The 25558-nt window shown below is 36.8% G+C and carries 25 protein-coding genes; 11 read left to right on the plus strand and 14 right to left on the minus strand.

Annotated elements, in window-relative coordinates:
* Positions 1–5: 5 nt before the first annotated feature.
* Positions 6–962, minus strand: a complete 957-nt coding sequence (menA, locus tag O5636_RS07850) for a 2-carboxy-1,4-naphthoquinone phytyltransferase (RefSeq protein ID WP_269622251.1) — start codon at positions 960–962, stop codon at positions 6–8.
* A gap of 79 nt (positions 963–1041) precedes the next feature.
* Between menA and O5636_RS07855 the strand changes: the two genes are divergently transcribed.
* Positions 1042–2454 (plus strand): isochorismate synthase, encoded by a 1413-nt coding sequence (locus tag O5636_RS07855; protein WP_269622252.1) that lies wholly within the window; start codon positions 1042–1044, stop codon positions 2452–2454.
* Here O5636_RS07855 and gshB read toward each other — a convergent pair.
* Positions 2427–3353 (minus strand): glutathione synthase, encoded by a 927-nt coding sequence (gshB, locus tag O5636_RS07860; RefSeq protein WP_269622253.1) that lies wholly within the window; start codon positions 3351–3353, stop codon positions 2427–2429. The two genes, O5636_RS07855 and gshB, sit on opposite strands and share 28 nt — an antisense overlap.
* 5 nt (positions 3354–3358) lie before the next feature.
* A complete protein-coding gene (grxC, locus tag O5636_RS07865; RefSeq protein ID WP_269622254.1) occupies positions 3359–3622 on the minus strand; it encodes a glutaredoxin 3 in 264 nt (87 codons plus the stop codon).
* A gap of 79 nt (positions 3623–3701) precedes the next feature.
* Between grxC and prfB the strand changes: the two genes are divergently transcribed.
* From prfB to O5636_RS07895, 6 genes are all read left to right on the plus strand, one after another.
* Positions 3702–4830 (plus strand): peptide chain release factor 2 gene (gene prfB, locus O5636_RS07870; protein WP_269622255.1). Its coding sequence is split into 2 segments (ribosomal slippage): positions 3702–3776 and positions 3778–4830, totalling 1128 coding nucleotides; the frame shifts between segments, so codons are not numbered across the junction.
* Positions 4831–4836: 6 nt separating this feature from the next.
* Complete coding sequence (locus O5636_RS07875) at positions 4837–5025, plus strand: DUF3285 domain-containing protein (RefSeq protein WP_269622256.1); 189 nt, start codon at positions 4837–4839, stop codon at positions 5023–5025.
* Positions 5026–5032: 7 nt separating this feature from the next.
* Positions 5033–5617 (plus strand): rRNA maturation RNase YbeY, encoded by a 585-nt coding sequence (gene ybeY / locus O5636_RS07880; protein ID WP_269622257.1) that lies wholly within the window; start codon positions 5033–5035, stop codon positions 5615–5617.
* Positions 5614–6075, plus strand: coding sequence for a diacylglycerol kinase family protein (locus O5636_RS07885; RefSeq protein ID WP_269622258.1), 462 nt, complete (start codon positions 5614–5616; stop codon positions 6073–6075). Before ybeY ends, O5636_RS07885 begins: the two co-directional genes overlap by 4 nt.
* 14 nt (positions 6076–6089) lie before the next feature.
* On the plus strand, positions 6090–6683 hold the full coding sequence (locus O5636_RS07890) for an anthranilate synthase component II (RefSeq protein ID WP_269622259.1): 594 nt from the start codon (positions 6090–6092) through the stop codon (positions 6681–6683).
* Between the two features lie 83 nt (positions 6684–6766).
* Complete coding sequence (locus O5636_RS07895) at positions 6767–7447, plus strand: MBL fold metallo-hydrolase (protein ID WP_269622260.1); 681 nt, start codon at positions 6767–6769, stop codon at positions 7445–7447.
* On the opposite strand, the gene O5636_RS07900 is transcribed toward O5636_RS07895, so the two are convergent.
* The 4 genes from O5636_RS07900 to mnmE all read right to left on the minus strand — a co-directional run bounded on the left by O5636_RS07900 (position 7428) and on the right by mnmE (position 12715).
* Positions 7428–8561, minus strand: a complete 1134-nt coding sequence (locus O5636_RS07900; protein WP_420063763.1) for a pyridoxal phosphate-dependent aminotransferase — start codon at positions 8559–8561, stop codon at positions 7428–7430. The genes O5636_RS07895 and O5636_RS07900 overlap by 20 nt on opposite strands.
* Positions 8561–10372, minus strand: coding sequence for an arginine--tRNA ligase (gene argS / locus O5636_RS07905; protein WP_269622261.1), 1812 nt, complete (start codon positions 10370–10372; stop codon positions 8561–8563). Before argS ends, O5636_RS07900 begins: the two co-directional genes overlap by 1 nt.
* Positions 10373–10374: 2 nt before the next feature.
* The gene (gene nadC, locus O5636_RS07910; protein ID WP_269622262.1) at positions 10375–11238 is read right to left on the minus strand and encodes a carboxylating nicotinate-nucleotide diphosphorylase; all 864 of its coding nucleotides are present in this window, start codon (positions 11236–11238) and stop codon (positions 10375–10377) included.
* Positions 11239–11347: 109 nt separating this feature from the next.
* A complete protein-coding gene (mnmE, locus tag O5636_RS07915) occupies positions 11348–12715 on the minus strand; it encodes a tRNA uridine-5-carboxymethylaminomethyl(34) synthesis GTPase MnmE (RefSeq protein WP_269622263.1) in 1368 nt (455 codons plus the stop codon).
* 71 nt (positions 12716–12786) lie between these two features.
* Between mnmE and O5636_RS07920 the strand changes: the two genes are divergently transcribed.
* Positions 12787–13245, plus strand: a complete 459-nt coding sequence (locus tag O5636_RS07920) for a DUF2062 domain-containing protein (RefSeq protein ID WP_269622264.1) — start codon at positions 12787–12789, stop codon at positions 13243–13245.
* A gap of 87 nt (positions 13246–13332) precedes the next feature.
* Here the strand turns inward: O5636_RS07920 and O5636_RS07925 are convergent, their stop codons facing one another.
* Positions 13333–15603, minus strand: a complete 2271-nt coding sequence (locus tag O5636_RS07925) for a RelA/SpoT family protein (protein ID WP_420063764.1) — start codon at positions 15601–15603, stop codon at positions 13333–13335.
* Between the two features lie 115 nt (positions 15604–15718).
* Here O5636_RS07925 and O5636_RS07930 point away from each other — a divergent pair, with 115 nt between their 5' ends.
* Positions 15719–17329, plus strand: a complete 1611-nt coding sequence (locus O5636_RS07930; RefSeq protein WP_269622266.1) for an ABC transporter ATP-binding protein — start codon at positions 15719–15721, stop codon at positions 17327–17329.
* A 9-nt stretch (positions 17330–17338) separates the two neighbouring features.
* Here O5636_RS07930 and O5636_RS07935 read toward each other — a convergent pair whose 3' ends face one another.
* Together O5636_RS07935 and ylqF are read right to left on the minus strand one after the other, a co-directional pair.
* The gene (locus tag O5636_RS07935) at positions 17339–18295 is read right to left on the minus strand and encodes an RluA family pseudouridine synthase (protein ID WP_269622267.1); all 957 of its coding nucleotides are present in this window, start codon (positions 18293–18295) and stop codon (positions 17339–17341) included.
* Between the two features lie 8 nt (positions 18296–18303).
* Entirely contained in the window at positions 18304–19167 is an 864-nt protein-coding gene (ylqF, locus tag O5636_RS07940) for a ribosome biogenesis GTPase YlqF (RefSeq protein ID WP_420063765.1), read from the minus strand.
* A gap of 455 nt (positions 19168–19622) precedes the next feature.
* Between ylqF and O5636_RS07945 the strand changes: the two genes are divergently transcribed.
* Positions 19623–20831 carry a phosphoglycerate kinase gene (locus O5636_RS07945; RefSeq protein ID WP_269622269.1) on the plus strand — a complete coding sequence of 403 codons (1209 nt, stop codon included), beginning with the start codon at positions 19623–19625 and terminating at the stop codon, positions 20829–20831.
* 34 nt (positions 20832–20865) lie between these two features.
* Here the strand turns inward: O5636_RS07945 and O5636_RS07950 are convergent, their stop codons facing one another.
* Positions 20866–21567 carry a hypothetical protein gene (locus O5636_RS07950; protein ID WP_269622270.1) on the minus strand — a complete coding sequence of 234 codons (702 nt, stop codon included), beginning with the start codon at positions 21565–21567 and terminating at the stop codon, positions 20866–20868.
* A gap of 102 nt (positions 21568–21669) precedes the next feature.
* Between O5636_RS07950 and O5636_RS07955 the strand changes: the two genes are divergently transcribed.
* Positions 21670–22737 (plus strand): UDP-N-acetylglucosamine--N-acetylmuramyl-(pentapeptide) pyrophosphoryl-undecaprenol N-acetylglucosamine transferase, encoded by a 1068-nt coding sequence (locus O5636_RS07955; RefSeq protein ID WP_269623566.1) that lies wholly within the window; start codon positions 21670–21672, stop codon positions 22735–22737.
* On the opposite strand, the gene O5636_RS07960 is transcribed toward O5636_RS07955, so the two are convergent.
* From O5636_RS07960 to O5636_RS07970, 3 genes are read right to left on the minus strand one after another with little or no spacing between them, the layout of a single operon-like run.
* Positions 22721–23845, minus strand: coding sequence for a pyridoxal phosphate-dependent aminotransferase (locus O5636_RS07960; protein WP_269622271.1), 1125 nt, complete (start codon positions 23843–23845; stop codon positions 22721–22723). The genes O5636_RS07955 and O5636_RS07960 overlap by 17 nt on opposite strands.
* Positions 23836–25014, minus strand: coding sequence for a quinone-dependent dihydroorotate dehydrogenase (locus tag O5636_RS07965; protein WP_269622272.1), 1179 nt, complete (start codon positions 25012–25014; stop codon positions 23836–23838). Before O5636_RS07965 ends, O5636_RS07960 begins: the two co-directional genes overlap by 10 nt.
* The gene (locus O5636_RS07970; protein ID WP_269622273.1) at positions 25007–25501 is read right to left on the minus strand and encodes a ribonuclease H family protein; all 495 of its coding nucleotides are present in this window, start codon (positions 25499–25501) and stop codon (positions 25007–25009) included. The genes O5636_RS07965 and O5636_RS07970 overlap by 8 nt, the downstream gene beginning before the upstream one ends.
* Between the last annotated feature and the right edge of the window lie 57 nt (positions 25502–25558).

The raw sequence follows: 25558 nt of genomic DNA on the forward strand, positions 1-25558 counted from the left end.
TTATTTTAGCTTAAAAACCCTTGCTCAAAGAAAGGATTAATTCCTAACCCAATGCCTAATCCAATTCCATTTAATGTTTGAAAACGTAAGGCTAAAAACTTACTTTCACTAATCATTTCAGGATGGTTGTGGTGCTTTTTAAGTAAACGAATTAATTTAATGGCAGGCGGCAATCCAATTAATCCTAATAAAGATGTAATTGGCCAGTGACCATAAATGATTGGGATGAATTCCAATCCAAAAGTTAGTATTACAAACCAAGGTACTAAATCAGAAGCTCTATGAGTCCCTAAGCGCACTAATAATGTCTTTTTGCCATGTGCAGAATCCTCGACCACTTGATGAAAATTGGCACAAAATAGTACTAATGTAGTTGCCAAAGCTGGCCCTCCTCCTAGTAAAGTCGCTGTACTCCAAGGGATTACGTTTGCGTTAGTTGAGATAACTAAAAGTGCTGAAGCTGTAGCAAAGGGCCCAAATGCAATCCAACACAGAGGTTCTCCCCAACCTTGATATCCGAGTCTAAAAGGAGGACCTTGATACAGATAACCAAGGGCGCAACTGCCTATTACTAATAAAAAAACAGCAACATGACTTCTTAGTGCCAGAATTAGAATTAATAACAATCCTAGTAAAAGTGCAAAATAGGCAAGGTTTCGAACTAATCGTCTTTTTCCAGTTAGTGTAACGACAGAGTGGAACTTAAATTCATCAACTCCTGTTGCTGAATCAAATAGATCATTAGTTAAGTTTTCCCAGATTAAAAGAAAAATAGAAGCTATTAGAAATCCAAGTAATTGGTCTAACCGTAAATCTTCTCTTGCTCCTATCGTCCATCCTGCTGCTAATAATACCGGCATAATGGCCACTGAATACAGTGGCCATTTAATGGCTTTTTTCCATAAGTGCCTTCTTTGTTTTTTTGAAGAATGAAGTGATGCAACAGCATTTTTGTCTTTCATAGGATTTTGATCTACTCCTCCTAGGCTGGGTTACGGTTTATACATTTCATTAGTCTCTTTTATCATTACCTAATTAGGAATGAAGATCAGCTTGACATTTAGTGAAATTTTGCAAGCTTCTTTACGAGGCTGGAATTTAAGGCGGCCTGATCAATGTTTATTGAGCCTTGCTTTACCAATTGATCTGATAGATCCGCTGAAGCAATTATCTAGAATTAGCAATCAACATCAGTTTGGTTTTTTGTGGGATCAAGCTCCTGGAATTTCTATTGCTGCCTCAGGACAATGTCAGAATTTTGAATTAATTGGCCAACGTAGGTTTGAATTAGCTCAAAGATTCAGTGATGAGACTTTTACAAGATTGGTTGATCTTTCCCCTGACGTGCCAATCCAGGCGAAACCAAGGATTTTGTATGCATTTACATTTTTTGAACAAACTACTGATTCTAAAAGGGTAGCTAAGGCAACCCCTGCTGTACAGGCTGTCTTGCCTAGATGGCAGTTGACTGCCCAGGCTGGGAGTGGATGGCTCAGGTTGAATTCTGTGATTGCTCATGAAGCCGATATAAGGGATTTTGTAGAGCAGATTTGGTTGATGCGTGAAAACTTGTTGGAATCTTTAGTAAATTCAACTTCTATAAAAATTAAAAGTTGGACTGCTATTAATACTGTTCAGGATTGGCAAAAAAATTATCGTTTGGCTTTAAAAACAGGAATTAATTTAGTAGAGTCTGGTGAGCTTGAGAAATTAGTACTTGCAGTTAGACAATCAGTTTTATTGAAGAATCCATTAGACCCTATAGAATTACTTTCGAATTTAAGAAAAAAGCAAAAAGGGAGTTGTCGCTTCCTTTGGAAGCGGTCTAATGATGAATCATTCTTTGCAGCATCTCCGGAACGCTTGCTTAGTATGAAACAAGGAAATTTACAGACCGATGCTTTGGCTGGAACTGCACGTAGCGATGATAGCGGTGAAGATTTGCTTAAATCTGAAAAAAATTTAAGAGAACATGAATTAGTAGTTTCTTCAATTCAAAACCAATTAGTTAAAAAAGGATTATCTCCTATTCGACTTAGATGCCCTCGTGTAGCCAGACATGGTCATTTGATTCATCTGCATACACCAATTAAAGCTAAAGCCCAAGGGTTTACCCCTCTTGACTTAGTTCAAACTTTACACCCTACCCCTGCTGTAGCTGGTTTTCCAAGAAGCAAGTCAATGCAATGGTTGCAAACACTTGAACCATTTGATCGAGCATATTACGCTGCTCCAATTGGTTGGATAGATAATTCTGGTAATGCCGAATTTCGAGTTGCTATTAGATATGGATATACCCAAGGTAAAAATTTGCATTTAATTGCAGGGGCTGGATTAGTTAAAGGTTCTTCGGTAGAGGGAGAATTACAAGAAGTGGGGTTAAAACTTGCTGTGTTAGCTAATCAATTTGATCTTGGGTTACAAAATCAAGCAATATCTTTTAATAGGCATTGAATTACTTGATCGGCAAGAGGAATATTCATTAATCGTTCGACTTCTCTTATGCCTGTTGGACTTGTGACGTTTATTTCACTAAGCATTCCTCCAATTACATCAATCCCTACAAAAAATAGACCTTCATTTTTAAGAGAAGGGCCTAATTCATCACAAATGTTCTTTTCTCGAACTGTTAGCTCTGTAGCTTCAGCATTACCTCCTAAAGCAAGATTACTTCTAAAATCCCCGTATTTTGGTCTACGGTTTATCGCACCAAATGGATCCCCATTGACTAATAGAATTCGTTTATCGCCTTCAGTAACTTTAGGAAGAAATTTTTGCATCATTACAGGCATTTGTTCTTGAGTTGTGACTAGTTCAAGTAATGCATCAATGCCTTCTGCTGCATTAGCTACTCGAATCACACCTTGACCTCCTTTTCCACCTAAAGGCTTTAAAACTACTTCGCCTTGTTCTTTTGCAAAATCCTTTAATTCGTTGACCCTACTTGCTACCAATGTAGGGGCCATTAATTTGCTGAACCTTAGTGCCCCAAGCTTTTCATTCCATGCTCTAAGGGAAGAAGGTTTATTCAGAACTAATACTCCATCCCGTTCTGCTACTTCTAGTAAATGAGTTGCATATAAGAAAGCTTCATTAACAGGAGGGTCTTTGCGCATCCAAATGCAATCAAATGCATTTAAATCAAGATTCACTGGTTCTCCTAGAGTTATCCATGGATCAGGGATAATAGTTCTGGCTACAACTCTAGCTTTTGCTCCGATTGCTTGAAGGTCTGCAGGGGTGCATCCCCAAACCTCAATAGAAGCTCTATGAGCTGCTTCTATCAAGGCTGCAGTTGAATCTTTTGCAGGATTGATTAGCTCAATAGGATCAAGGACAAATAATTGTTTCATGGCATTTATTGATGCTGCTCAATTAGGGCATCTAATTCATTCGAGCCTTCAAGAGAATAAAGTTCATCACACCCTCCAATTCCTTGATTATTAATGAAGATTTGAGGCACTGTTGTGCGCCCACTAGCTCTCTCGGTCATTTTTTGGCGAGCTTCTTGGTTCCCATCTATTGGGAGCTCTTCATATTGAATGCCTTTACTATCAAGCAAAGCTTTTGCACGAATACAAAATGGACAATATTGCCAGGTGTAGATTTCAACTTTTGCCATAGTTAAGCAATAGGTTGCTGCTTATCCTAAGGATGGTTGGTAAAATTTAAAGTTAATAGTTGTTTTTTTATTTTTACTTGTGCAAGATCTTACTGATTTTAAGAAAACAATTTCTGTTTTAACTAAGCGTCTGAAGAATTCTCAAGACTGTCTTTGACGTACCTCGTTTAAATGCACTTCAACAAGATCTTGAGCAGATTGCTGCGCAACCTGAATTTTGGACTGATCAGCAGAAGGCGAAAAAACAGATGCGCCAACTTGATGAGGTTAAGGACCAATTAACTAAATTAGCCCAATGGCATAGTGCTATAGATGATGCTAACGCTTCTTTAGAGCTCTATGATCTTGAACCTGATGAGCAAATGCTGGGAGAGGCTAAAGTTGGACTGAATAAATTGCAAGCAGAACTTGATCTTTGGGAATTGGAGCGTTTGTTAAGTGGTCCTTATGATAAAGAAGGAGCAGTATTGGCTATAAATGCTGGTGCTGGAGGCACAGATGCTCAAGATTGGGCTCAGATGTTATTACGTATGTATACTCGATGGGCAGAAGGGCATGGAATGAAAGTAAAACTTACTGAACTTTCCGAAGGTGAAGAGGCCGGTATCAAAAGTGCAACAATTGAGATAGAAGGCAGATATGCTTATGGTTATTTGCAAAATGAGAAAGGAACCCATCGTTTGGTTCGGATTTCACCTTTTAATGCAAATGCAAAACGTCAGACAAGCTTTGCAGGCGTTGAAGTTATGCCACAATTAGATGATAATGTTCAGCTAGAGATTCCTGAAAAGGATTTAGAAATAACTACGAGTCGATCAGGTGGTGCTGGAGGACAAAATGTTAATAAAGTTGAGACAGCAGTGCGTATTCTTCATATCCCTACTGGGTTAGCTGTTCGTTGTACCCAAGAGAGATCTCAACTTCAAAATAAGGAAAAGGCGATGGCTTTATTAAAGGCAAAATTGATGATTATTGCACAAGAACAAAGAGCTGCAGAAATTGCAGATATAAGAGGTGACATAGTGGAAGCAGCATGGGGTAATCAAATTAGAAATTATGTTTTTCATCCTTATCAAATGGTTAAGGATTTACGTACTTCTAAAGAATCCAATGATGTTGAAGCTGTGATGAATGGGGATTTGGATTTATTTATTCAATCTCTCCTTTTACAAGGAATTGAGACTAAAAACAATCAAACTCATAATTAAATTTTAATGAACCACGATTCTTCTGAAACAACTTCTAATAAGAGAACCCCACCTCCAAGCTTTATTAAATTAGCCATGAAAAATATGGTTAGAAAGGGTGGCCAAAGTCTAATTCATTTTGGTTTTACAGCTATTGGTTTTATCGCTTTTATTGTATTTATAGCTGTTCTTGGAAGACCATCATTCCCTCACTAATATATTGATGACTAAGCCACTAATTTCAAAAGATTTTTTAGATGTGGATCTAGCATTTAAGGCTTACGAGTTAGATAATTTTACTGATGGACAAGATAGTAAAGGAGTCGACTGTTTAATCAACGTTGATTTTTGGACCTTGGAGTTTAAAAATTGGATTACGACTTTACGTCAGATTCCTTCAGTGATTGGCCCTAAGATAATTAGAGAACATAATTATTTTAGTATTGGTTTGGTATTTACTGATAACCTTTCCATTCAAAAATTGAATGCACAATGGCGTCATATTGATAAGCCCACAGATGTACTTTCATTCCCTGTGATTGATGAAAATATTATTTCTCCGTATGATCAATTTGTAGAGTTGGGTGACATCATTGTTTCAGTAGACATGGCGCAACAACAAGCAAAATTGCATGAGCATTCTTTCGTTTCAGAATTAAGATGGTTAGTAAGTCATGGTTTCTTACATTTGCTTGGATGGGACCATCCTTCCTCAAAAAGACTTAAAGAAATGTTGTGCCTTCAAGAAAAATTACTTGATACCAAGCTTTTACCGACGCTTGAAACATGTATTACATTTGATCAATGATTACATCTGATTCAAATTTAAATAAAGCTGATAAGGTTTCAGATATAGCTACTCAACGTGAGAAAATCTCAAGACGAGGTGCATGGGCGATTGCTAAAGATTTACCAGCGAGCTTTAAATATGCGGCTCAAGGTTTAGGATATGCTTTTTTGAGCCAACGAAACTTTCGTATTCATATTGTTATTGGTTTATTAGTTAGTATTTTCGCTGTTTGGTTGGAATTGCCAATTCACGATGTAGCTATCTTAGTTATTACCATTGCAACTGTTTTAGTCTTAGAATTAATAAATACATCTATAGAAGCAGTAGTTGACCTTGCAATTGGAAGACGTTTTCATCCTTTAGCTCGTATAGCTAAAGACTGTGCTGCAGCATCTGTTTTGGTAGCTTCGGTAGCTTCTTTTGTCATAGCACTTCTTTTGATTGCACCCTCGTTTTTAAAGAGAATTGGCTTTTAACATGGATTGATTTTATGCTTTTAGTTATTGACAATTACGATAGTTTTACTTTTAACCTTGTTCAGTATTTTGGAGAGTTATCGACAAAATACTCTGTTGCTCAAGATATCTTGGTGAAACGTAATGATGAAATCTCATTAATGGAAATACAATCATTATCACCTGATGCAGTGGTACTTTCTCCTGGCCCAGGAGATCCGAATCAATCAGGTATTTGTTTAGAGATTTTGAGTGAATTGTCCGGCTTGAAGCCTATTCTTGGTGTTTGTTTAGGGCATCAAGCAATTGCACAAACTTTTGGTGGCAAAGTTGTAAGAGCTAATGAGTTAATGCATGGAAAAACTTCCAAAGTTTTTCATAATGGTCAAGGGATTTTCAAAGGTATATCTGATCCACTTGTAGCAACTAGATATCATAGTTTAATAGCTGAAAAGAAATCATTACCACAATGTCTTGAGGTTACTGCATGGCTTGAAGATGGCACAATTATGGGTATTCGACATAGAAAATATCAGAATCTGTTTGGAGTTCAGTTCCACCCTGAAAGTGTTCTTACACAATCTGGTCATCACTTATTAAGTAACTTTTTAGGATTAGCAAAATCCTAAAATTTCTTTTTCTTTTTTGATTTATGATAGGTAAACTCTTGCTATTACGATCCATTTTTAAGCCAGTATGTTCTTTCTTAGTAATGACAACTACAGCGTTGACTTTACCAAGTATTGTGAAAGCTTTAGAAATTACAAGTTTTGGCCATAGTTCATTATTAATTAAGGGAGGAGGACATTCAGTTTTATTAAATCCATTTAAAGCTGTGGGGTGTGCGGAAGGTTTAGCCGAGCCCAATGTTCATGCAGATATTGTTCTTGCAAGTTCTGAGTTGGCAGATGAAGGACATTGGAATAAAAAAGGTGTATTTTTTGTCAAACCCGGTTCTTATAGGATTGGTCGTTTACGTTTGGAAGGCTTCTCTGCATTGCATGACCGTTTAGGGGGAAGGCGTTTTGGTTATGGTACATTTTGGCAATGGCAACAACAAGGAGTTAATATTACACATCTAGGAGGTATTGCTGGCCCTATTAACTATCAAGATAAGTTACTTTTAGGACGCCCTGATATTTTGGTTATCGGAGTGGGAGGTGGAGCTAAAGTATATAACGCTAAAGAAGCTGCAGCAGTGATTAATGAATTGAATCCAAAAATTGTTATACCAGTACAATATCTTCGAGGTAAAACACTTAAAAACTGTGATCAATCAGGTATTAAGCCATTCTTAGAAGCTACTAAAGGGATAGAAGTTCGTAATGTTGGTAAAACCTATAGTGTTCCAAGGAGTCTTCCTCAAAAGACCACTATTCATTTAATGCCTTAATATCGTCTGCTTGTAGATATGCTTTCCAAAAGCTTTTCATTTGACTAGTCGTTCCAATACTGACACGCAGAGAACCATTAAGAAGCGGTTTGTTTGCCATGCTTCTGACTAGTATCCCTGATGATTTTAGAGATGATTCTACGCTATTAACTGATCTGTTTGGCCAAAGCAAGAAATAATTACCGGCTTCTAGATGATGCTTTATATTGTGACTTTCTAATTGATCTTTTATCCATTCCCTAGCCTTGAGTACCTTTGCGACGTAATCATCGATGTATGCTTGATCTTTAAGAGCTGCAAATGCTGCAGTTACCGCAAAGCTATTAACATCATAAGGACCAGTGACACGATAAATACGATCAATTACTTCATGATGAGCTATGGCAAACCCTATGCGCAATCCTGCAAGTCCAGATGTTTTGGAAAGTGACCTTAGTACAACAATATTTGGGACTGCCTTGAAATTGATTGTTGACAAGACACTCTTTCCTAAGAATGCTTCATAGAGTTCATCAATGACTATTAGTGTTTGAGGAGATATTTTCGCTAATTCAATAATTTTCGTCGGAGATAAATGAGTGCCTGTTGGATTATTAGGGTTGCATATAATTAATATCTTCGGGTTATGTTTGATTAAAGATTGGTAGATTTTGTTAAAAGGAAAAGAAAATCTGTTGCCTTCATATGGAATTTGAATGGTTTCCATTCCTTGCATCGAAGCACAAGGTTGGTAGTAACCAAAAGTTGGTTGTGTTGTGAGAAATTTTTTCTTTTTATCTCCATAAGCATAAAAAATTGAATGGATTGCAGCATCAACGCCATTAAAGAGGCCTACCTCTTTAGGAGTAAGTAAATGACTTAGCCCTGAAGCGTTGAGGTTTTGAGAAACTGCTTCTTGCAAACCATCATATTCAGGATAAATAGAAATTTGTTCTGAGGAGATGTTTTTAATCGCTTCTATAACTTTTGGGCTAGGGCCAATAGTATTTTCATTAAAATCAAGACGTAGCAGGAGCCTCCGACCTTCCAAAGGGGCTGAATAAGGAAGCATTCCCTCTACTTCACTACATGCTAAAGGAGGCTTTTGAGAGGGGAAATCTGTATTAGGTTCCACTACATTCTCTCCAAAGTTGAAATACCTAGAAGATTTAAGCCTGTACTTAATATATCTCCAGTCAGTTGACATAGTATTAAACGGCAAGATCTTGAAGGATCTTTCGCTTTTAAAACAGGTATTTGATCATAAAAACGATTGAATACCTGGCTTAATTCATATAAATAACTGCACAGACGATTAGGTAATAACTCTTCTTCAACCTCAATAATGACATCATCAAACTTCAAAATTTGTCGTACGAGGTTCCACTCTTGAACTTGATGAAATTCAAGGTTAAGGTTGGAAGATTTGAACCCTCCTGATTTTTTACAAATACTTTTGATCCGAACTAAAGCATATAAAAGATATGGTGCAGTATTCCCTTGTAGTGAGAGCATTCGATCAAAACTAAATTGATAATTAGTAATTCTGTTTTGACTAAGGTCAGCATATTTTACGGCTCCAATACCAATTTTAGTTGCGACTTCATTTATAAATTCTGGACTTTCTATTCGTCCTTCTTCTTGATATCGCTTTTCTACATCTTGCTTAGCACGATTAACTGCTTCGTTCAAAAGGTCTTTGAGGCGAACTGTATCACCAGAACGAGTTTTTAATTTCTTTCCATCTTCTCCTTGGACAAGACCAAATGGAACATGATCTAAGCGGCCAGACTCTGGAATCCATCCTGCACGCTCTGCAACTTGGAATACACCTGAAAAATGGTTAGCTTGGCCAGCATCCGTTACATAAATGATGCGGTCTGCTCCATCTCCATTTGGTTTGGCTTGAAAACGATAACGGATAGCTGCTAAGTCTGTTGTGGCATAGTTAAAACCTCCATCAGATTTTTGTACAATTAGCGGTAGGGGGCGACCATTTTTTGAAGTTATACCCTCTAGAAAAACGCATTGAGCGCCTTGATCACTAACTAACAAGTCTAATTGCTTTAGTTCTAGAACTACTTGTTCTAAATAAGGATTATAAAAAGACTCGCCTCTTTCGTTAAGATCGATTTCAAGCTGATTATAAAGTATTTGAAATTCTTTACGAGATTGTTCACATAATAAGTTCCAAGCTCTTAGACTTTCTTCATCCCCCGCTTGTAATTTGACTACTTCTTTACGCGAAGATGCTTTGAAATCAGTGTCTTCGTCAAACCTTTTTTTTGCTTGACGATAAAATTCGACTAAATCACCAAGGTCAACTACATTTGCTGTTTTTAATGCTTCTGGAGCAACTAATTTTAGGTATGTAATTAACATTCCAAATTGCGTTCCCCAATCTCCTACATGGTTTAAACGAATAACTGGATGGCCACGAAATTTTAAAATACGGGCAATTGAATCTCCAATAATTGTTGAACGTAAATGTCCAACATGCATCTCTTTTGCAATGTTTGGACTGGAAAAATCAATAATTGTAGGCTTTACTGTATTTTTTAATGTTTCACTGGTTGCCCGAGGAACTCCTAGATGACTATCTTTAAGTAGGGTTTGTATCTCATCGGCTAAACAGTTATTTTTAATTGTTAGATTTATAAAACCTGGCCCCGCTATTTGAGCTGGCAGACAGAAATCATTGAAAGACTGATTTTGCTCAAGTTTTTTTACAATTGCTTCGGCAATATGACGTGGAGGTTGTTTGATAACCTTAGCTAAACTAAGTGCACTATTAATTTGAAAATCTCCAAACTCTGGTTTGGATGCTGGCACTATGTGAGAGTCTAAAATAAAGCCGGATTTTGTTTCAGAGCATCTTGTCTCAGGGAAAATACTTAAGATTGTATTTTCAATTTCTTTTTTTAATAATTGGAAAACTCTTTGCATTATTAATTAATTGTATTTGAATTGAAGCGCATGCTGAAATCTATCCAAGTGCTTTTAGTGATGGGAGCACTGCTTGAAATAATATCAACACCTGTAGAGGCATAGTTTTTAATTTCTAAAGGGTCAATCCCTGAGGCTTCTATCACTATCTCTTTAGAAATTTGTGCTGCTAATTTTCTCAAATGCGGAACAAGATGAACTATTTCTACTGGAGTCATCTCATCAAGAAGTACTCCATCAGCACCTGACATAACAGCTTCTTTTGCTTGGGATTTTGTTTCTGCCTCGACAATAATTTTTGTAGTCCATGGAATTGATTCTCGAAGACATTTAATGGAATGATTAATACCCTTGCCCCAGGCGATATGATTTTCTTTTAGCATAGCTGCATCATCTAGCCCCAATCTATGATTTAAACCACCACCACATCTGACGGCATATTTTTCTAATTGACGGAGTCCAGGAGTTGTTTTTCTTGTGTCTGCTAATCGAACTCCAGTCCCTTTCAGCTCGAAAACGAGACTTTGTGTTTTTGTAGCTATTCCTGAGAGATGCATTGCAAGATTAAGAGATGTACGCTCACCTGCCAATAGAACAGACACAGGGCCTTGAAGCTCCAAGATTTTCTCTCCTATTTTAAAATTTTCCCCATCCTTTTTTTTTAAATCCACTTTGACATTTTGATCTAGACGTTTATATAGGGTTTTAACTATGTCTCCGCCACAAAAGACCCCTTCTTGTTTACTTATCCAATGTGCATTAACAATGTCATTGCTAATGGCTGTCTGAGTAAGGTCTCCGCGACCTACATCTTCATTAAGCCAAATATCTAAAAGATGATTGATTGTTGGTGGAAGTATATTCAAGATTTTAGAAAAGAAAAGGTAAGAGTGACGAGGTGTTCGATTTGAAAAGTTGAGTGTTTTCGTAAGTAATACTATAAAAATCTAATTTAATATTTAAATATAGATTCTTTTATTTACCAATACAAAATTTTGAAAATATTCGATCAAGCACTGCTTCGGTTATTTCTTCACCAGTTAATTCACCTAGTCTGAAAACCGCTTCTCGTAAATCTATAGTCCAAAAATCCCAGGGTAGTTTTTGCTCTGCTACAGTCTCAATTTTTTCTAACGCACTTGCGGCTAATTGAACTAGGTCCAGTTGTCTTTGGTTTAATGCAATCTCAAGACTTTCGATCTTGTTGGCATCACATAATTTTAATAGAGCTTCAATCATTTCACTTTCACCTTCTCCTGTTAATGCACTAATTGTTGCATCAGGCTTTACTATTGTCGATTTAATTTGAATATCTGATTTATTGCCCAATAAGAGTGTTGGCGTTCCTTTTGGGATTTCATTTAAAAGTTTTTGATCATTTTTAGTCCATCCTTGGCTGATATCAAAAATCAATACAATTACATCTGCTACCACTAAAGCTTTTTGGCTAAGAGAGATCCCGATTTGTTCAATTGCATCTTGTGTTTCTCTAATGCCAGCAGTATCTAATAATGTGATAGGAACTCCTTCTAGTACAATTTCACTTTCCAAAAGATCTCTTGTAGTACCTGGTAAATCTGTAACTATAGCTCGTTTCTTTTTACTAAGAAGATTTAGCAGTGAACTTTTTCCGACATTTGGGGTTCCTACAAGCGCAATTTTCAATCCATTATTTATGAAAGAACCTTGCTTAGCATCAGAAATAAGCTTATAAAGGTTTTCCTTTATGGATATTACTTCTGCGATTAAAGTTTGTTCGTCAAGATTGGGGAGATCATCCTCAAAGTCAATTCTTGCTTCAATTTCACTAAGTTGATCAATAAGTTTGTCTCTTAATGAGTTGATTTGAGTAGTAATTTCCCCATTAATACCCGCTATGGCAAGTTGTGCTGCCTTTTCACTTCTTGCACTGATTAAGTCATTGATTGCTTCGGCTTGAGTAAGGTTAAGCCTTCCATTTAGGACTGCACGCTGGCTAAATTCCCCAGGCAGAGCTCTTCGTGTATTGGTTTGTGTAAGTAAAAGATCAAGGACTTGTTGAACAACAATGAGACCACCATGACAATGAATCTCTACTACGTCTTCACCAGTAAAGCTTCGAGGTCCTTCCATTATTAAGATTAAAACTTCGTCTATCTTTTTTTTAGTCTTTTTGTTTATTACATGTCCGTATAAAATTCGATGACTCTTCCACAATTGTTCTCCTGGGATGGTCACAATGCTTTTGACGGCTTGTTGAGATGATGGCCCCGAGACTTTGATAATTGCAATTGCTCCCTGTCCTGGGGCAACTGCAGATGCGATTGCTGCGATTGTTTCTTCTGTAGTGAATGCAGAGTTCATAAATTTACATTCTTCTTCCGTTGTCTACTATCACTAGGAGGCTAGTTTTTTCAAAACCTGTAGGCTCTAACATGATTGATGTCTTCTTTAGATTAATTAAAAAGGTTAGGAATGTTGTTCGTTGGTTTTGGGAAGAGCATGGTACTCCAGCCTATCGAGCTCGTGGGGTAGGGGTGGGCGTTTTTAGCGGATGCTTCCCACTGTTTGGATTCCAGTCTTTGATTGGGATTTTTTTGGCAAGTCTCTTTAGAGGAAATCATTTCCTTGCGATAACAGGAACTTGGATTAGTAATCCTTTTACATATATTCCTCTTTATTGGTTCAACTATAAAGTTGGAAAGTTTTTTTTAGGTGAAGTTAATAATTTAAGTAGTTTGGGAGAACTGACTCAATATAGATTGTGGACCCAAGGTTGGATTATTAGTAGTAGAATCTTATTAGGATCAACAATTGTCGGATTATTATTTGGATTATTATTTGGCTGTATTTCATATCAATTTTTTAAAGCTAAATCAAGATTATATAAATAACTATTTATATAATCTTGATTTTTTAATACTTAGTTATTCATGTAGGTAATAGCTATTATTTAGTAATAAAAAATAATTATTGAGTTATTAACTTAGTCCTGTTCTGGCAATATCTATGACATCAGCCATTGCGCGAATTTTATTTATGGTCATGGCTAGCTGCGCTGAACTTTTTAATTCAATTCTAAGGTCAATACATGCAGGTTTCCCATAGGAAGTCTGAACACGTGCATCACTAACATTAATACTACTGTCGGATAATCGCATTAAAATGTCTTTAAGAACACCAACTCGGTCAATTACTTCGATTTTTAGTTGAGTAGAGAACTTTGTATCATGACTCGATAATTCCTCATTCCATTTAACAGGTAATTGTCTGACGCTGGGTATGTTACTAATATTCGCACAATTTTGTCGATGAATAGTTATCCCATGATTGCCAAGTGCAACAGTACCAATTATTTCTTCTCCAGGGAGAGGACTGCAGCATCCTCCTAAGCGATAATCTAACCCTTCTAAACCAAGAATAGGAGACGTTTTTACAGAGGATTCTTTAGGGGATGCATATTCTGCATTGGTCGAGACTTGCTTAGCAATTTCATTATTGGTTTCAGGAATATGTGTATTCATATTTTGTAGTCGAATCTCTTCTCGTAGCCGATTTAGTACTTGATGGAGAGTAATTGCTCCGAAACCAAGTGCAGCAAGTAAATCTTCAGTAGTTTTAAGATTGCACCGCTCAGCAACTTTTTTCATTGCTTCGCTGGTAAGTAATGAATCAAGTCCTTTCCGGCCCAGGTCGCGTTCTAACAGCTCTTTACCTCTTTGAATCGTTTCATCTCTATGACTAACTTTGTACCATTGTCTGATACGATTTCGGGCAGTTGGAGTGGCTACAAAATTAAGCCAATCAAGACTAGGATGTGCTGTGTTAGTTGTAATAATCTCTACAAAATCACCATTGTTTAACTTTGTTGCTAATGGACATAGTTTGTCATTAATGCGTGTTCCATAGCAGTGATTACCTACCTCTGAATGAATTCTATAAGCAAAATCTATAGCTGTAGAGCCTTTCCTTAAGCCTACGACATCTCCTTTAGGAGTAAACACAAAAACCTCTTCGTCAAATAAATCTTCTTTGATTGATGAAAGATAGTCATTATGATCAGAGCTATTTTCTTCTTGTTGCCAGTCGACTAATTGACGCAACCAGCTAAATTTTTCTGTATTCCCTACAGCAGGAGAACCACCTTCTTTATATTTCCAGTGAGCGGCTATTCCAAATTCAGCTACTTGGTGCATTTCAGGTGTTCTGATTTGCACCTCAATTGGCCTATGACGACCTATCACCGCTGTATGAAGAGATTGGTATCCATTAGGCTTTGGAAGGCCTATGTAATCCTTGAAACGACCAGGTATAGGCCTGAAGGTGTCATGAACAACTGCTAGAGCTCTATAACAACTTTCTAAATTAGGAACAATAATTCTTAAGGCTGCTACATCATAAATTTCATGAAATGCTTTATCTTGTCTTTGCATTTTGCTCCAGATACCAAACAGATGTTTAGGTCTTCCACTGATTTCAAATTTTTTTAGACCAGAATTTTGTAATCGCTCTCGTAGAAGTTCAACTGTTTGTGCTAAACGCTTCTCTCGTTCACTCCTTTTAGTCACTACTTCCTGTTGGATCTCTCTATATTGATCTGGTTCCAAAAGTTTAAAAGCAAGATCTTCTAACTCCCATTTAAAACGTCCAATTCCCAATCTATTGGCTAGTGGAGCATAGATCTCTCGGGTCTCTTGTGCAATTCTTTGTTGTTTATCTGCTTGAAGTGAATCAAGAGTACGCATGTTATGTAATCTATCCGCTAATTTCACCAGAACAACACGAATATCTCTGGCCATGGCAAGAAACATTTTCCGTAAATTTTCTGCTTGAGCTTCAGTCCTGTTGGGGAAGTGAATACCGCCTAATTTAGTTACTCCTTCAACTAATCCACTAACTTCATTACCAAAATACCCTTCTAATAATTCAAGTGTGATACTGGTATCTTCCACAACATCATGTAGAAAACCGGCTGCTATGACCTTAGGGCTTGCTCCTATTTCTCTTAATAAGTTTGCTACGGCCAAAGGGTGAACGATATATGGATCTCCACTTGCGCGAAATTGACCTTTATGTAGTCTAAAAGCGAGATCAAACGAACAAGCTAGTAATGCTTTTGAATCTGTAGGGCAGCATTCACCTACGGCAGGAGGAACTACTTCTAAGCAATTGATCAACCATTCTGGCAACTCAATCCCATAATCTTCTGGGAGTTTGATTCCGTCAGACCTAAGTTGAGGCCCTGCAAACATGGGCAAATCCCAGGACAAATTGGTCTGTGCTTCATTAGACGCAGATGTGGCGTTTAGCATCAGGCCAAAGACTTTAATTTATTTTATTCATGTGTAAGCAGCCTTGCTAAAACTTATGAATTGTTCTCAAAACGATGTTTTAAATATAAAAGGCTTAAGTGTTTCTTATCCAGGTTCTTCTGATTGGGTCTTAGAGGATCTGAATATGAGTCTTAAGGCAGGTGAACGCCTTGCTTTAATAGGAAGTTCAGGGTCTGGTAAAAGCACTGTTGCGAAAGTTTTATTACAAATACTTCCATCAGGCAGTATTTGTAGAGGACAACTTTTATTGAAAAATAAAGATCTTTTGAGCCTGAATGAAAAAGATTTGAAAAGACTAAGAGGTGAATTGATTGGATTGATTTTTCAAGATCCTGGCTCACGTTTGAATCCATTGATGACTATTGGAGAACACCTTTTAGATACCTTCAAGGCTCATCAACAAAACCAATCACTGACTGTTCAGAAACTTAAATCAGAAAAATTATTAGAACAAGTTGGCATTAATCCTCAAAGGTTTAATGCATATCCTCATGAATTTAGTGGTGGTATGCGTCAGCGCTTATGCATTGCTTTGGCAATTGCCTTAAACCCTCCTTTAATCATTGCTGATGAACCAACTTCAAGCCTTGATGTTGTAATAGCTAATCAGATTATGAGCGAATTAAGTATTTTATGTGATGAGTTGGGGAGTTCTCTTTTATTGATTACTCATGACTTAGCTCTTGCCTCAAAGTGGTCTCAAAGAATAGCAATCCTTGACCAAGGAAAAATTGTTGAAGAGCAATCAAATCGCAAGCTTTTTATTTCTCCTCAATCAGTTCTTGCTAAGAAATTGGTTAGTGCAGCTATAGCGCGTGAAGAATGTTCTCAATCATTCGACCAGAAAAGGGAGGTCATTTTTGAAGTTGACAGATTACGATGTTGGCATCCTTTGCCAGGAGTACCTTGGAAAAACACTTGGGTCAAGGCAATTGATGAAATTAGTTTTTCTTTAAGTATTGGAGAAACGCTTGGTGTGGTTGGAGTTTCTGGATGTGGGAAGAGTACTTTATGTCGAGCTCTTTTAGGTTTAACTCCTATTAGGGGAGGCGAAGTTAAATTGTATGGAAGAAATTTAAGAGATTCACATGACAACTCTCTAAAAAAAGCTAAACAAGTAATCCAAATGGTCTTTCAAGACCCTTTTGCTTCTTTAAATCCTAAGATGACAGTATTAGAAGCTATTTCTGACCCTCTTCTTATTCATGGTTTGGCCAACAAAGCAAGTGCAAAAGAACAAACAAGGTTGCTTTTAGAGCAAGTCGGTCTTATTCCAGCACAAGATTTTCAGAATCGTTTTCCTCATCAGCTTTCAGGTGGTCAGCAACAAAGAGTAGCTATTGCTCGAGCCCTTGCGATGAAACCGAAAGTTCTTATTTGTGATGAAAGTGTAAGCATGTTAGATGCTGAGATTCAAACGGATGTTTTATCATTACTTCGCTCATTACAAGTTAATTTAGGATTAGCAATTCTCTTTATTACTCATGACCTGGCTGTGGCAAGTTCTTTTTGTCACAGAATCATTGTTTTAAATAAAGGTAAAATTGTTGAAGAAGGTTTTGCTAAGCAAATAATAAGTTCTCCAACTACTACTTTCACTCAAAAATTAGTGAGTTCTTCACCAAGAGTGAGATCTTTTAATTAGTTAAGTAATTTATTTTCTCAAGATAGTCAGAATCTTTTCAAATGTATGCGGTAATGGAGCTTCAAAAAGCATCTCATTATTTTTGATAGGATGCTTTAATCCGAGATGGCGAGCATGTAAAACTTGACTTTTAACATTAGTTGGTAATTTCTTACAACGGCTATATGTAGGGTCTCCTAGAATTGGATGTCCAATATGAGCAGAATGAACACGAATTTGGTGAGTTCGACCAGTATCTAATTGAAACGTTAAAAGAGAGTAATCACCAAGTCTCTCAATGAGTTCCCAATGAGTACATGCATACCTCCCAGTGTCATTACTAACGACAGCATATCTTTTTCTATCAACCGGATGTCTACCTATATCGCCAATAATAGAGCCTTTATCTCCTTTAGGGACGCCATGTACTATAGCCATGTACTTTCTAGATGCAATCCTTTTTTGAATTTGAACTTGGAGCTTAACTAAAGCTTCTTGTGACTTTGCTACAACAATGCAGCCTGTTGTATCCTTATCAAGTCGATGCACTATTCCAGGGCGAAGCTTTCCATTTATTCCTGGCAAATCAGAACAGTGATGCAATAATCCATTAACTAGTGTGCCATCTTTATTGCCTGGTGCTGGATGTACTGTTAAACCTGCTGGTTTGTTAATAACAATAATATGCTCATCTTCAAAAAGGATATTTAAATCCATTTTTTGTGGTTTCAAATATGGTAATGGTTCAGGAGGTGGTTGCCATAATTGAACTTCATCTCCTTCTCTAAGAGGTGTTTTAGCTTTTCCTTCTTTTCCATTAACAAGCACTAATCCATTTTCAATGAATTTCTGGACCCTTGCTCTACTTTCATCAGGCCGCTTGCTGACTAACCATCGATCTAGACGCATAGGTAAAGGTTTAGAGTAATGAAGTGCTATTAGCTCCCCTTCTCCTTTCCCAAATGATTGTGTTGGATCTTCAGACATTTGTAATTTTATGGAAGTTCCAGAGAAATGGGACCAATTAGTTTCTTGCGGAAATCATCTAGTAGTCTTTGTGCCATTCTACATTTATCCCCTGACGTGTGATAGTTAGCTGCATCTTCTAGCCATAGATGTGGATTGGTGCGATGTTTTTTAATATCTATTCCATAACGGCTATTAAGGATATCTGATTGTATGCCAGCAATATTTATTAGTTTGATTTCATTCATTATCTCTAAGAATCTTATTGCTACTGATTCAACATCATAAGAAGCTTGTCCGATGTCATCACATATAGCAAGTTTGATCGCAGCTTCTTGATCTTCTAATTTAGGAGGTAATACACCAGGTGAATCCAATAAATCAAGTTGTTGTCCAACTCGAACCCATCTCAGAGATTTTGTTACCCCAGCTTTTCTTGAACTTTGCACAATTTTTTTATTGACTAATCTATTGATTAGAGCGGACTTCCCAACATTTGGGAATCCAAGAGTAAGTGCTCTGACTGCTCTATTACGCATACCTCTAAATGATCGTCTTTGATTCAATTCTTCTCCAAGTTCAATAGCTGCTTCTTTAATTTGCTTTATTCCATCACCATTTTTAGCATTACACCACCAAAATGGTTGCCCTTGCTGTTTAAACCATTTATCCCACGAAGTTATAGCCTTGTTTGAAATCATATCTTTTCGATTGATCACCATTAAATGCTTTTTGTTTTTGATCCATTTCTGAAGATAAGGATGTGAAGTGGCAAGTGGAATTCGAGCATCTCTTACTTCGATAACTAGATCTATTTTTTCTAGATGAGTAGTAAGTTGTTTTTCGGCTTTTGCTATGTGGCCTGGATACCATTGAATAAGTTGCATTTTCACGAAGGCTTTAAATTTGAGAAGATGCAATTTTGATCACTTTGGAGAGCGTACTTTGATGGTTTTTATGGAGATTAATCTTTCTTTTTATAATAATTACATGAATTATGATTATTTGGGAAATATCAGAAATGATCATATGCAGGTTGCTATCTATTGACGGCTTTAATTCAGAGGTTCTTGTTAACTCTACTTTTATTTCTTTTTGGACTTTTCATAGTTTTGAAACTTGCTTCTTCTCTGAAAATTATTTTTGTGATATAGACATAAATTCTTGTTCTAGATCTATCATTTTAATCTCATTGTAATAAGAAACAGTATTACTAGAAAACCTAATTCTTGCAATACCAATGGTTTTCAGAGTTTAACGTTGTGGCCAGGTGAATTGTCTGGCTCCTTCAGAATCCATTTGTACTTGTATCGGGTTATTGTCGGCGATCAAGATTTTAAGTTAAGTCATGTCAAAGCGTTCTCTCTCAAGTCTCGGAATTGAGGACCTCAGTGGGAAGAAAGTTTTAGTTAGGGTTGATTTTAACGTCCCTCTTAATGAAGAAGGTTCGATAACCGATGACACAAGAATTCGTGCAGCTCTCCCAACTATTAAACATTTAATGGAGAATCAAGCCAAAGTAATTCTTGCAGCTCATTTTGGCAGACCTAAAGGTCAGGTGAATGAAAGTATGCGCCTTACCCCAGTCGCTAAAAGATTGAGTGAATTACTAGACCAGACTGTTGCAAAAACTGATAGTTGCATTGGTCCTGATGCAAAAGCAAAAGTCCAAGAAATGAGTAATGGAGAAGTTATTCTTTTGGAGAATGTCAGATTTATTGCAGGGGAAGAAAAAAATGATTCGGAGTTTTCAAAACAATTATCCGCTTTAGCTGAGATTTATGTGAATGATGCGTTTGGTGCAGCGCATAGAGCTCATGCTTCCACTGAAGGAGTGACAAACTTTTTAAATCCAAGTGTTGCAGGATATTTAATGGAAAAAGAGTTGCAATATTTGCAAGGGGCTATCGATTCACCTAAGCGTCCTTTAGCTGCAATTGTAGGTGGCTCTAAGGTAAGTAGTAAAATCGGAGTTTTAGAGTCTTTGATTGATAAGTGTGACAAGGTATTAATTGGTGGAGGAATGATATTTACCTTTTATAAAGCTAGAGGTTTGTCCGTAGGCAAAAGTTTAGTAGAAGATGACAAGCTGGAGCTTGCTCGATCTTTAGAACAAAAGGCAAAAGCTAAGGGGGTGCAGTTGCTTTTACCTAATGATGTCGTCTTAGCAGACAATTTTGCTCCAGATGCTGACAGTCAGATTTCAGACATAGATTCAATACCAGAAGGATGGATGGGTTTAGATATAGGACCTGAATCAATAAAGCTATTCCAAAAAGCTTTAGGTGATTGTCAAACTGTTATTTGGAATGGTCCTATGGGTGTTTTTGAATTTGATAAATTTGCGAATGGAACAAATGCAATTTCAACAACATTGGCTGAATTGAGTGCTAAAGGATGCTGCACAATTATTGGAGGAGGTGATTCTGTTGCAGCAGTAGAAAAGGCTGGGCTTGCATCCAAGATGTCTCATATTTCTACTGGTGGAGGAGCTAGTCTTGAGTTGCTTGAGGGGAAGGTTTTGCCAGGGGTTGCAGCGCTTGACAATCAAGCTTAATTAAACAATATTTTTCTAGCAAAGTTATCTGTAATTATTTAAGGATTAAATTTTCTTTTTTAGATACAATTTTAACTGCTTTAGTTATAGATACAATCCCATTTGGATGGGCTAAAAGAGCCCCCCACCTTTGTATACCTGGTTTTAAAGGAGCCCTTACCTTCTTAAAGATTCCTCCAGATTCCATTGGCACTAATTCAATTTCTTGATGATTATTTGAGTGTAAATCTTTTGAATTTATAGCTATTAAACCACCTGCTAAAATTGAATCTTTTAGGGGTTTATTCACTATAATATCAATATCATAACTACTTCCTGTAAGAACTATATTCGGTATACCTATTGTTATATCTATGTCGCTATTAATTGTTTTTAATATTGAGTATTCACTAATTAATTCTGTAGCAATAGCTTTCATATCACTAAGCTTAACAGCAATTACTTTCTCGGCTTTTAGTGAGTATTCATATGCACCTATTTGTTCTTTACCTTTTATATCTATTAATAGCATTTGCTTTGCATTTGACTTACTTTTTAAATGTTTTATAGACCATTTTGCATTTGGAAATGATTCCCTAAAATAATTATATTTTTGATATAGTTCATCAGCTATTTTAGTTGCAAATAATTGGTAGAGATCCGCTTTTTTTTTGCTATTTAATGCTTTTTCTACTTTATTGCCAAAGGCTTCAATTTCATTGGCTTCGACCAAAGTGCTTGGATAGAAAGCCAACATGACCATTAATCCTGAAGAAAAAATAGATTTAAGTAAATTGTGCACCTAGTGAGTTTTTAGTTACCTATAACTTAACCGTAGACCATTTTGAGTACTGTTTTTATGGTTAGGCTTCTTATTGCTGCTAGTGGTACAGGGGGACATATTTTCCCTGCTCTTTCAGTAGCAGAAGAATTGCCTGTTTCTTGGGAAATAAGCTGGTTAGGGGTGCCTAGTCGTTTGGAGAACGTATTAGTTCCAAAAAAATTTCAGATGACATTAATACCAGTTGATGGTTTACAAGGGAATGGTCTAAAGAAGGTTTTTCAATTGATCAAGTTAATTGCATCTAGTTTTTTGGTTATTCGTTTGATTAGGAGGAAACGAATTCAAGTTGTATTTTCAACAGGAGGGTATATTGCGGCCCCTGCAATAATTGCCTCAAAAATTTGTGGCGTGAAAGTTATTTTACATGAATCTAATGCTTTCCCTGGAAAAGTAACACGGCTCTTGGGAATTTTTTGTGATGAGGTTGCCTTGGGGATACCTCATGCAAAAGAAAAATTAATAAGTTGCAAAACGATTTGTACTGGGACACCTGTTAGAAAATCATTTCTTCTCAAACATGCATTACCTCGATGGGTACCTCAAGGATGTTCTCCATTAATTGTTGTGATGGGTGGTAGTCAAGGAGCTGTAGGGTTAAATAACATTATTAAAGAGATATTACCTACCTTATTGAGCAGAGGGTTTCGAATTGTTCATATTACAGGTGAGAATTCGGCATTAGGAATTAAGAATCGAAATTTAGTTGAAAAGACTTTTACTAATGATATCCCTGGCTTATTTCAACATGCTCATCTTGTAATTACTAGAGCCGGTTCTGGTGCTTTAAGCGAACTTGCTGTATGTGGTACTCCTGCAATTTTTGTTCCTTATCCATATGCAGCAGATAACCATCAAGAATGTAATGCTGTATATGCAGCATTACATGGAGGTGCATTTATTATTCATCAACATCAATCCAGCTCAAAAACATTACAGAAGACTATAGAACTTTTATTCCGAGGCTATTTATCTAACAATTCTATTCAGAATGACTTGTTAGAACAAATGAGTAAAGGAATGAAAAGAATAGCTAGTTCAAAAGCCCATTTGAAATTAGTAAAAATACTTATAAGCTATGTGTGATTATTTTTTTCATTGTATCTACAATACGTCGATTATTTGATTTACTCTGAAGACTAATACGCAGCCAATTTTCTCCTAACCCTTTAAAGGATCTACAATCGCGCACTAAAATATTTTTATAACCAAGTTGTTCTCTTAGTTTTGATAGGGACTTATAGCTTTCAATTAGCTGGAAATTAGTTGATGAGGGGTGAGAAATAATACCCGGGATTTTTTGAAGATTTTCGTGAAGCCATTCGCCTTCTTTTCTTACCCAGTGATGGACCTTTTTAATTCTTTTTGTCAGGATTTGTTTTTCATTCATTAAGACCTTTATTATTGATATAGATAATCCATTAACAGGCCAGGGATCTCTTAATGCTTGCCATCGCCAAAGTCTTTCTTCAGAGCTAATTGCATACCCTATTCTTAATCCCGCTATTGCAAATAGCTTGGTTAAGCTTCTAAGGACAATTAAATTTGGATAATGTTTTACTAATGGTATTAATGACTCTTTGTCTCCATTAGGGACTAATGGTAAGAAAGCTTCGTCACAGATAATAAGACTATTATTTTTTAGTAGTTCTTCTATAGATTGCCTACTCCAAAAGTGACCAGTAGGGTTGTGTGGATTAGTTATCCAAAGCACTTTTGCTTTAGTTGCCCATGGGAAAGGTTTAGGATATTCTTTATCCCAATGTAGAGGCAGTGGTTTCTGGATGTATTTTCCACCCCAGCAATCTAGAGCTCTTTTATAATCATAAAACCCTGGGTAAGGTAATATGCTGATTCCATGTATTGATGCTTCATGTGCTGCCCAAGTTATTAATTCTGACGCACCATTCCCAGGTAGGATCATGGTCGGACAAACTTGATGATAACGGCCAAGTGCTTCTCGTATGTCGTTGTGATTTCGATCTGGATAGGATCTGATTATTTGGCTATCAATTGCTTCATGCAAATGTCGATGTAATTTTGAAGGTAATGAAAAAGGGACTATAGATGCACTCGCATCTATAAGTGAATTTATATCTACTCCTAAATTTTTTGCTTCTTCTTCTAGATTTCCACCATGTTGAAGCATGTATGCTGATAGTGAATTATTATACTGATTAGCTTTTAAATCCATGGCACATCGCTTCCAATAGCTTCTGAGATATTTTTAAATCCATGACGACTAAGTTGAGATGTTAACCCTTCAAGAATATTAGGTACTAAGATTGGCCCTTGAAAAATCCACCCTGTATAGATTTGGATAAGAGAAGCTCCAGCTGTAATACGTTCCCAGGCACTTTCAGGGGAGTCAATTCCACCGACTCCAATTAAAGGAAGCTCTTTCCCTGAGTTTTTACGTAGCCGTCGTATGATTTCCACTGCTCTGTTTCGTAAAGGGCGACCACTGAGCCCCCCTTCTTCTTTACTTAGAGGTATTCCGGTTTGTGAAATGATTCTTTCTTCAAGGCCTAAACGATTGAGACTAGTATTAACAGCAATAATTCCCGCTAATCCTTCCTCAAAAGCTACTTGAGCTAACCCATCAATTTGGTGATTGTCTAAGTCAGGTGCAATTTTTACCAGCAAAGGAGGGCAAGAAGGTATTCTCCTTAATCGTTTAATTAATTTTCGTAATTGAGTAGAATCCTGTAACTTCCTTAACCCTGGTGTGTTGGGTGAGCTCACATTAATCACTACATAATCAGCAAAATCTGATAAAAGTTCTAATGAAGAGGCGTAGTCATCACCAGCTTGCTCAAGAGGAGTTATTTTTGATTTGCCTAAGTTGAGGCCAACAATAGAAGATCTCTTCCCTGGGGATTCAATTCTTTGCCTTTCTAGAGTTTTTCTTAGTTCTTTTGCTCCATTATTGTTAAAACCCATTCTATTTAAAGCAGCCTTTTCTTTTGAAAGGCGAAAAAGTCTAGGTTTTGGATTTCCTTCTTGAGCATGCCAAGTTACTGTCCCAAGCTCTGAAAATCCAAATCCAAAATCTTCCCAAATACAAGCTGCAATTCCATTTTTATCAAAACCTGCTGCAAGACCTATAGGATTTTTAAAATGACATCCAAATAATCTTTGCTCTAGTTTATTGTCTTTACGTTGTAATTCCTTAGCTAAAACAGCTAGGCCTTGAGATATGACAGGCCATTTTCGAAGTAAAGAGATTTTGCCAAGATTGTTAAGGGTGAATTGAGTTAACTGTTCTGCGTCTAGACCTTCATCTTTAGCCAGTATTGGACTGATGAGTTGCTTGTAAATTGATTCACTGGAGAACAGTTGTGAACGTGATCTACTATTCATTTTGATTTTTATGATCACATTGCAGTTGTATCGCAATCCTTTTTGAAAAGCTCACAGCTATATAATCGACTCTTTCATTATCAGGATCGCCACTATGACCTTTTACGTATTCTAAAGACACATCCGGCAACCGAGAGTTGTCTAATGCTTTCCAAAGATCTTGATTGAGTACTTTTTTACCTGCAGCAGTTTTCCAACCTTTTTGTTTCCATCCTATTATCCATTTTTCAAAGCCATCAATAAGATATTTGCTGTCAGTACGAATTTTTAGATTTGGATGTCTAGGGAGATTTTCTAGTTTTTTTAAAATCGATAAAGCTGCATAAAGTTCCATACGATTATTCGTTGTATTTTCTGCAAAACCTCCAAACTCTTCTATGGTCCCGTCTTCAAAACGTAATATTGCACCCCATCCTCCTGGGCCTGGATTTCCACTACATGCCCCATCAGTGGCTGCTGCGATTACTAGACCATGCTGTTTGATCATGTGAAAAAAATAGCCGGTCATTGTGACCGGCATTTGTTATTGGTTGTAGAAATTCTT

The organism is Prochlorococcus marinus str. MIT 0918, assembly GCF_027359415.1.
GTDB classification, from domain to species: domain Bacteria; phylum Cyanobacteriota; class Cyanobacteriia; order PCC-6307; family Cyanobiaceae; genus Prochlorococcus_E; species Prochlorococcus_E marinus_C.

Excerpts from the sequence above, each read along its gene's own strand:
- mnmE (WP_269622263.1), bottom strand. The coding sequence starts at position 12,715 with ATGAACTCTGCATTCACTACAGAAGAAACAATCGCAGCAATCGCATCT.
- O5636_RS07955 (WP_269623566.1), top strand. The coding sequence starts at position 21,670 with ATGGTTAGGCTTCTTATTGCTGCTAGTGGTACAGGGGGACATATTTTC.
- O5636_RS07950 (WP_269622270.1), bottom strand. The coding sequence starts at position 21,567 with ATGTTGGCTTTCTATCCAAGCACTTTGGTCGAAGCCAATGAAATTGAA.
- argS (WP_269622261.1), bottom strand. The coding sequence starts at position 10,372 with ATGCAAAGAGTTTTCCAATTATTAAAAAAAGAAATTGAAAATACAATC.
- O5636_RS07930 (WP_269622266.1), top strand. The coding sequence starts at position 15,719 with ATGAATTGTTCTCAAAACGATGTTTTAAATATAAAAGGCTTAAGTGTT.
- O5636_RS07890 (WP_269622259.1), top strand. The coding sequence starts at position 6,090 with ATGCTTTTAGTTATTGACAATTACGATAGTTTTACTTTTAACCTTGTT.
- O5636_RS07945 (WP_269622269.1), top strand. The coding sequence starts at position 19,623 with ATGTCAAAGCGTTCTCTCTCAAGTCTCGGAATTGAGGACCTCAGTGGG.
- O5636_RS07970 (WP_269622273.1), bottom strand. The coding sequence starts at position 25,501 with ATGATCAAACAGCATGGTCTAGTAATCGCAGCAGCCACTGATGGGGCA.
- O5636_RS07855 (WP_269622252.1), top strand. The coding sequence starts at position 1,042 with ATGAAGATCAGCTTGACATTTAGTGAAATTTTGCAAGCTTCTTTACGA.
- O5636_RS07935 (WP_269622267.1), bottom strand. The coding sequence starts at position 18,295 with ATGTCTGAAGATCCAACACAATCATTTGGGAAAGGAGAAGGGGAGCTA.
- O5636_RS07960 (WP_269622271.1), bottom strand. The coding sequence starts at position 23,845 with ATGGATTTAAAAGCTAATCAGTATAATAATTCACTATCAGCATACATG.
- O5636_RS07920 (WP_269622264.1), top strand. The coding sequence starts at position 12,787 with ATGATTGATGTCTTCTTTAGATTAATTAAAAAGGTTAGGAATGTTGTT.
- menA (WP_269622251.1), bottom strand. The coding sequence starts at position 962 with ATGAAAGACAAAAATGCTGTTGCATCACTTCATTCTTCAAAAAAACAA.
- gshB (WP_269622253.1), bottom strand. The coding sequence starts at position 3,353 with ATGAAACAATTATTTGTCCTTGATCCTATTGAGCTAATCAATCCTGCA.
- O5636_RS07895 (WP_269622260.1), top strand. The coding sequence starts at position 6,767 with ATGACAACTACAGCGTTGACTTTACCAAGTATTGTGAAAGCTTTAGAA.
- O5636_RS07875 (WP_269622256.1), top strand. The coding sequence starts at position 4,837 with ATGAACCACGATTCTTCTGAAACAACTTCTAATAAGAGAACCCCACCT.
- grxC (WP_269622254.1), bottom strand. The coding sequence starts at position 3,622 with ATGGCAAAAGTTGAAATCTACACCTGGCAATATTGTCCATTTTGTATT.
- O5636_RS07885 (WP_269622258.1), top strand. The coding sequence starts at position 5,614 with ATGATTACATCTGATTCAAATTTAAATAAAGCTGATAAGGTTTCAGAT.
- O5636_RS07925 (WP_420063764.1), bottom strand. The coding sequence starts at position 15,603 with ATGTTTGCAGGGCCTCAACTTAGGTCTGACGGAATCAAACTCCCAGAA.
- O5636_RS07965 (WP_269622272.1), bottom strand. The coding sequence starts at position 25,014 with ATGAATAGTAGATCACGTTCACAACTGTTCTCCAGTGAATCAATTTAC.
- ybeY (WP_269622257.1), top strand. The coding sequence starts at position 5,033 with ATGACTAAGCCACTAATTTCAAAAGATTTTTTAGATGTGGATCTAGCA.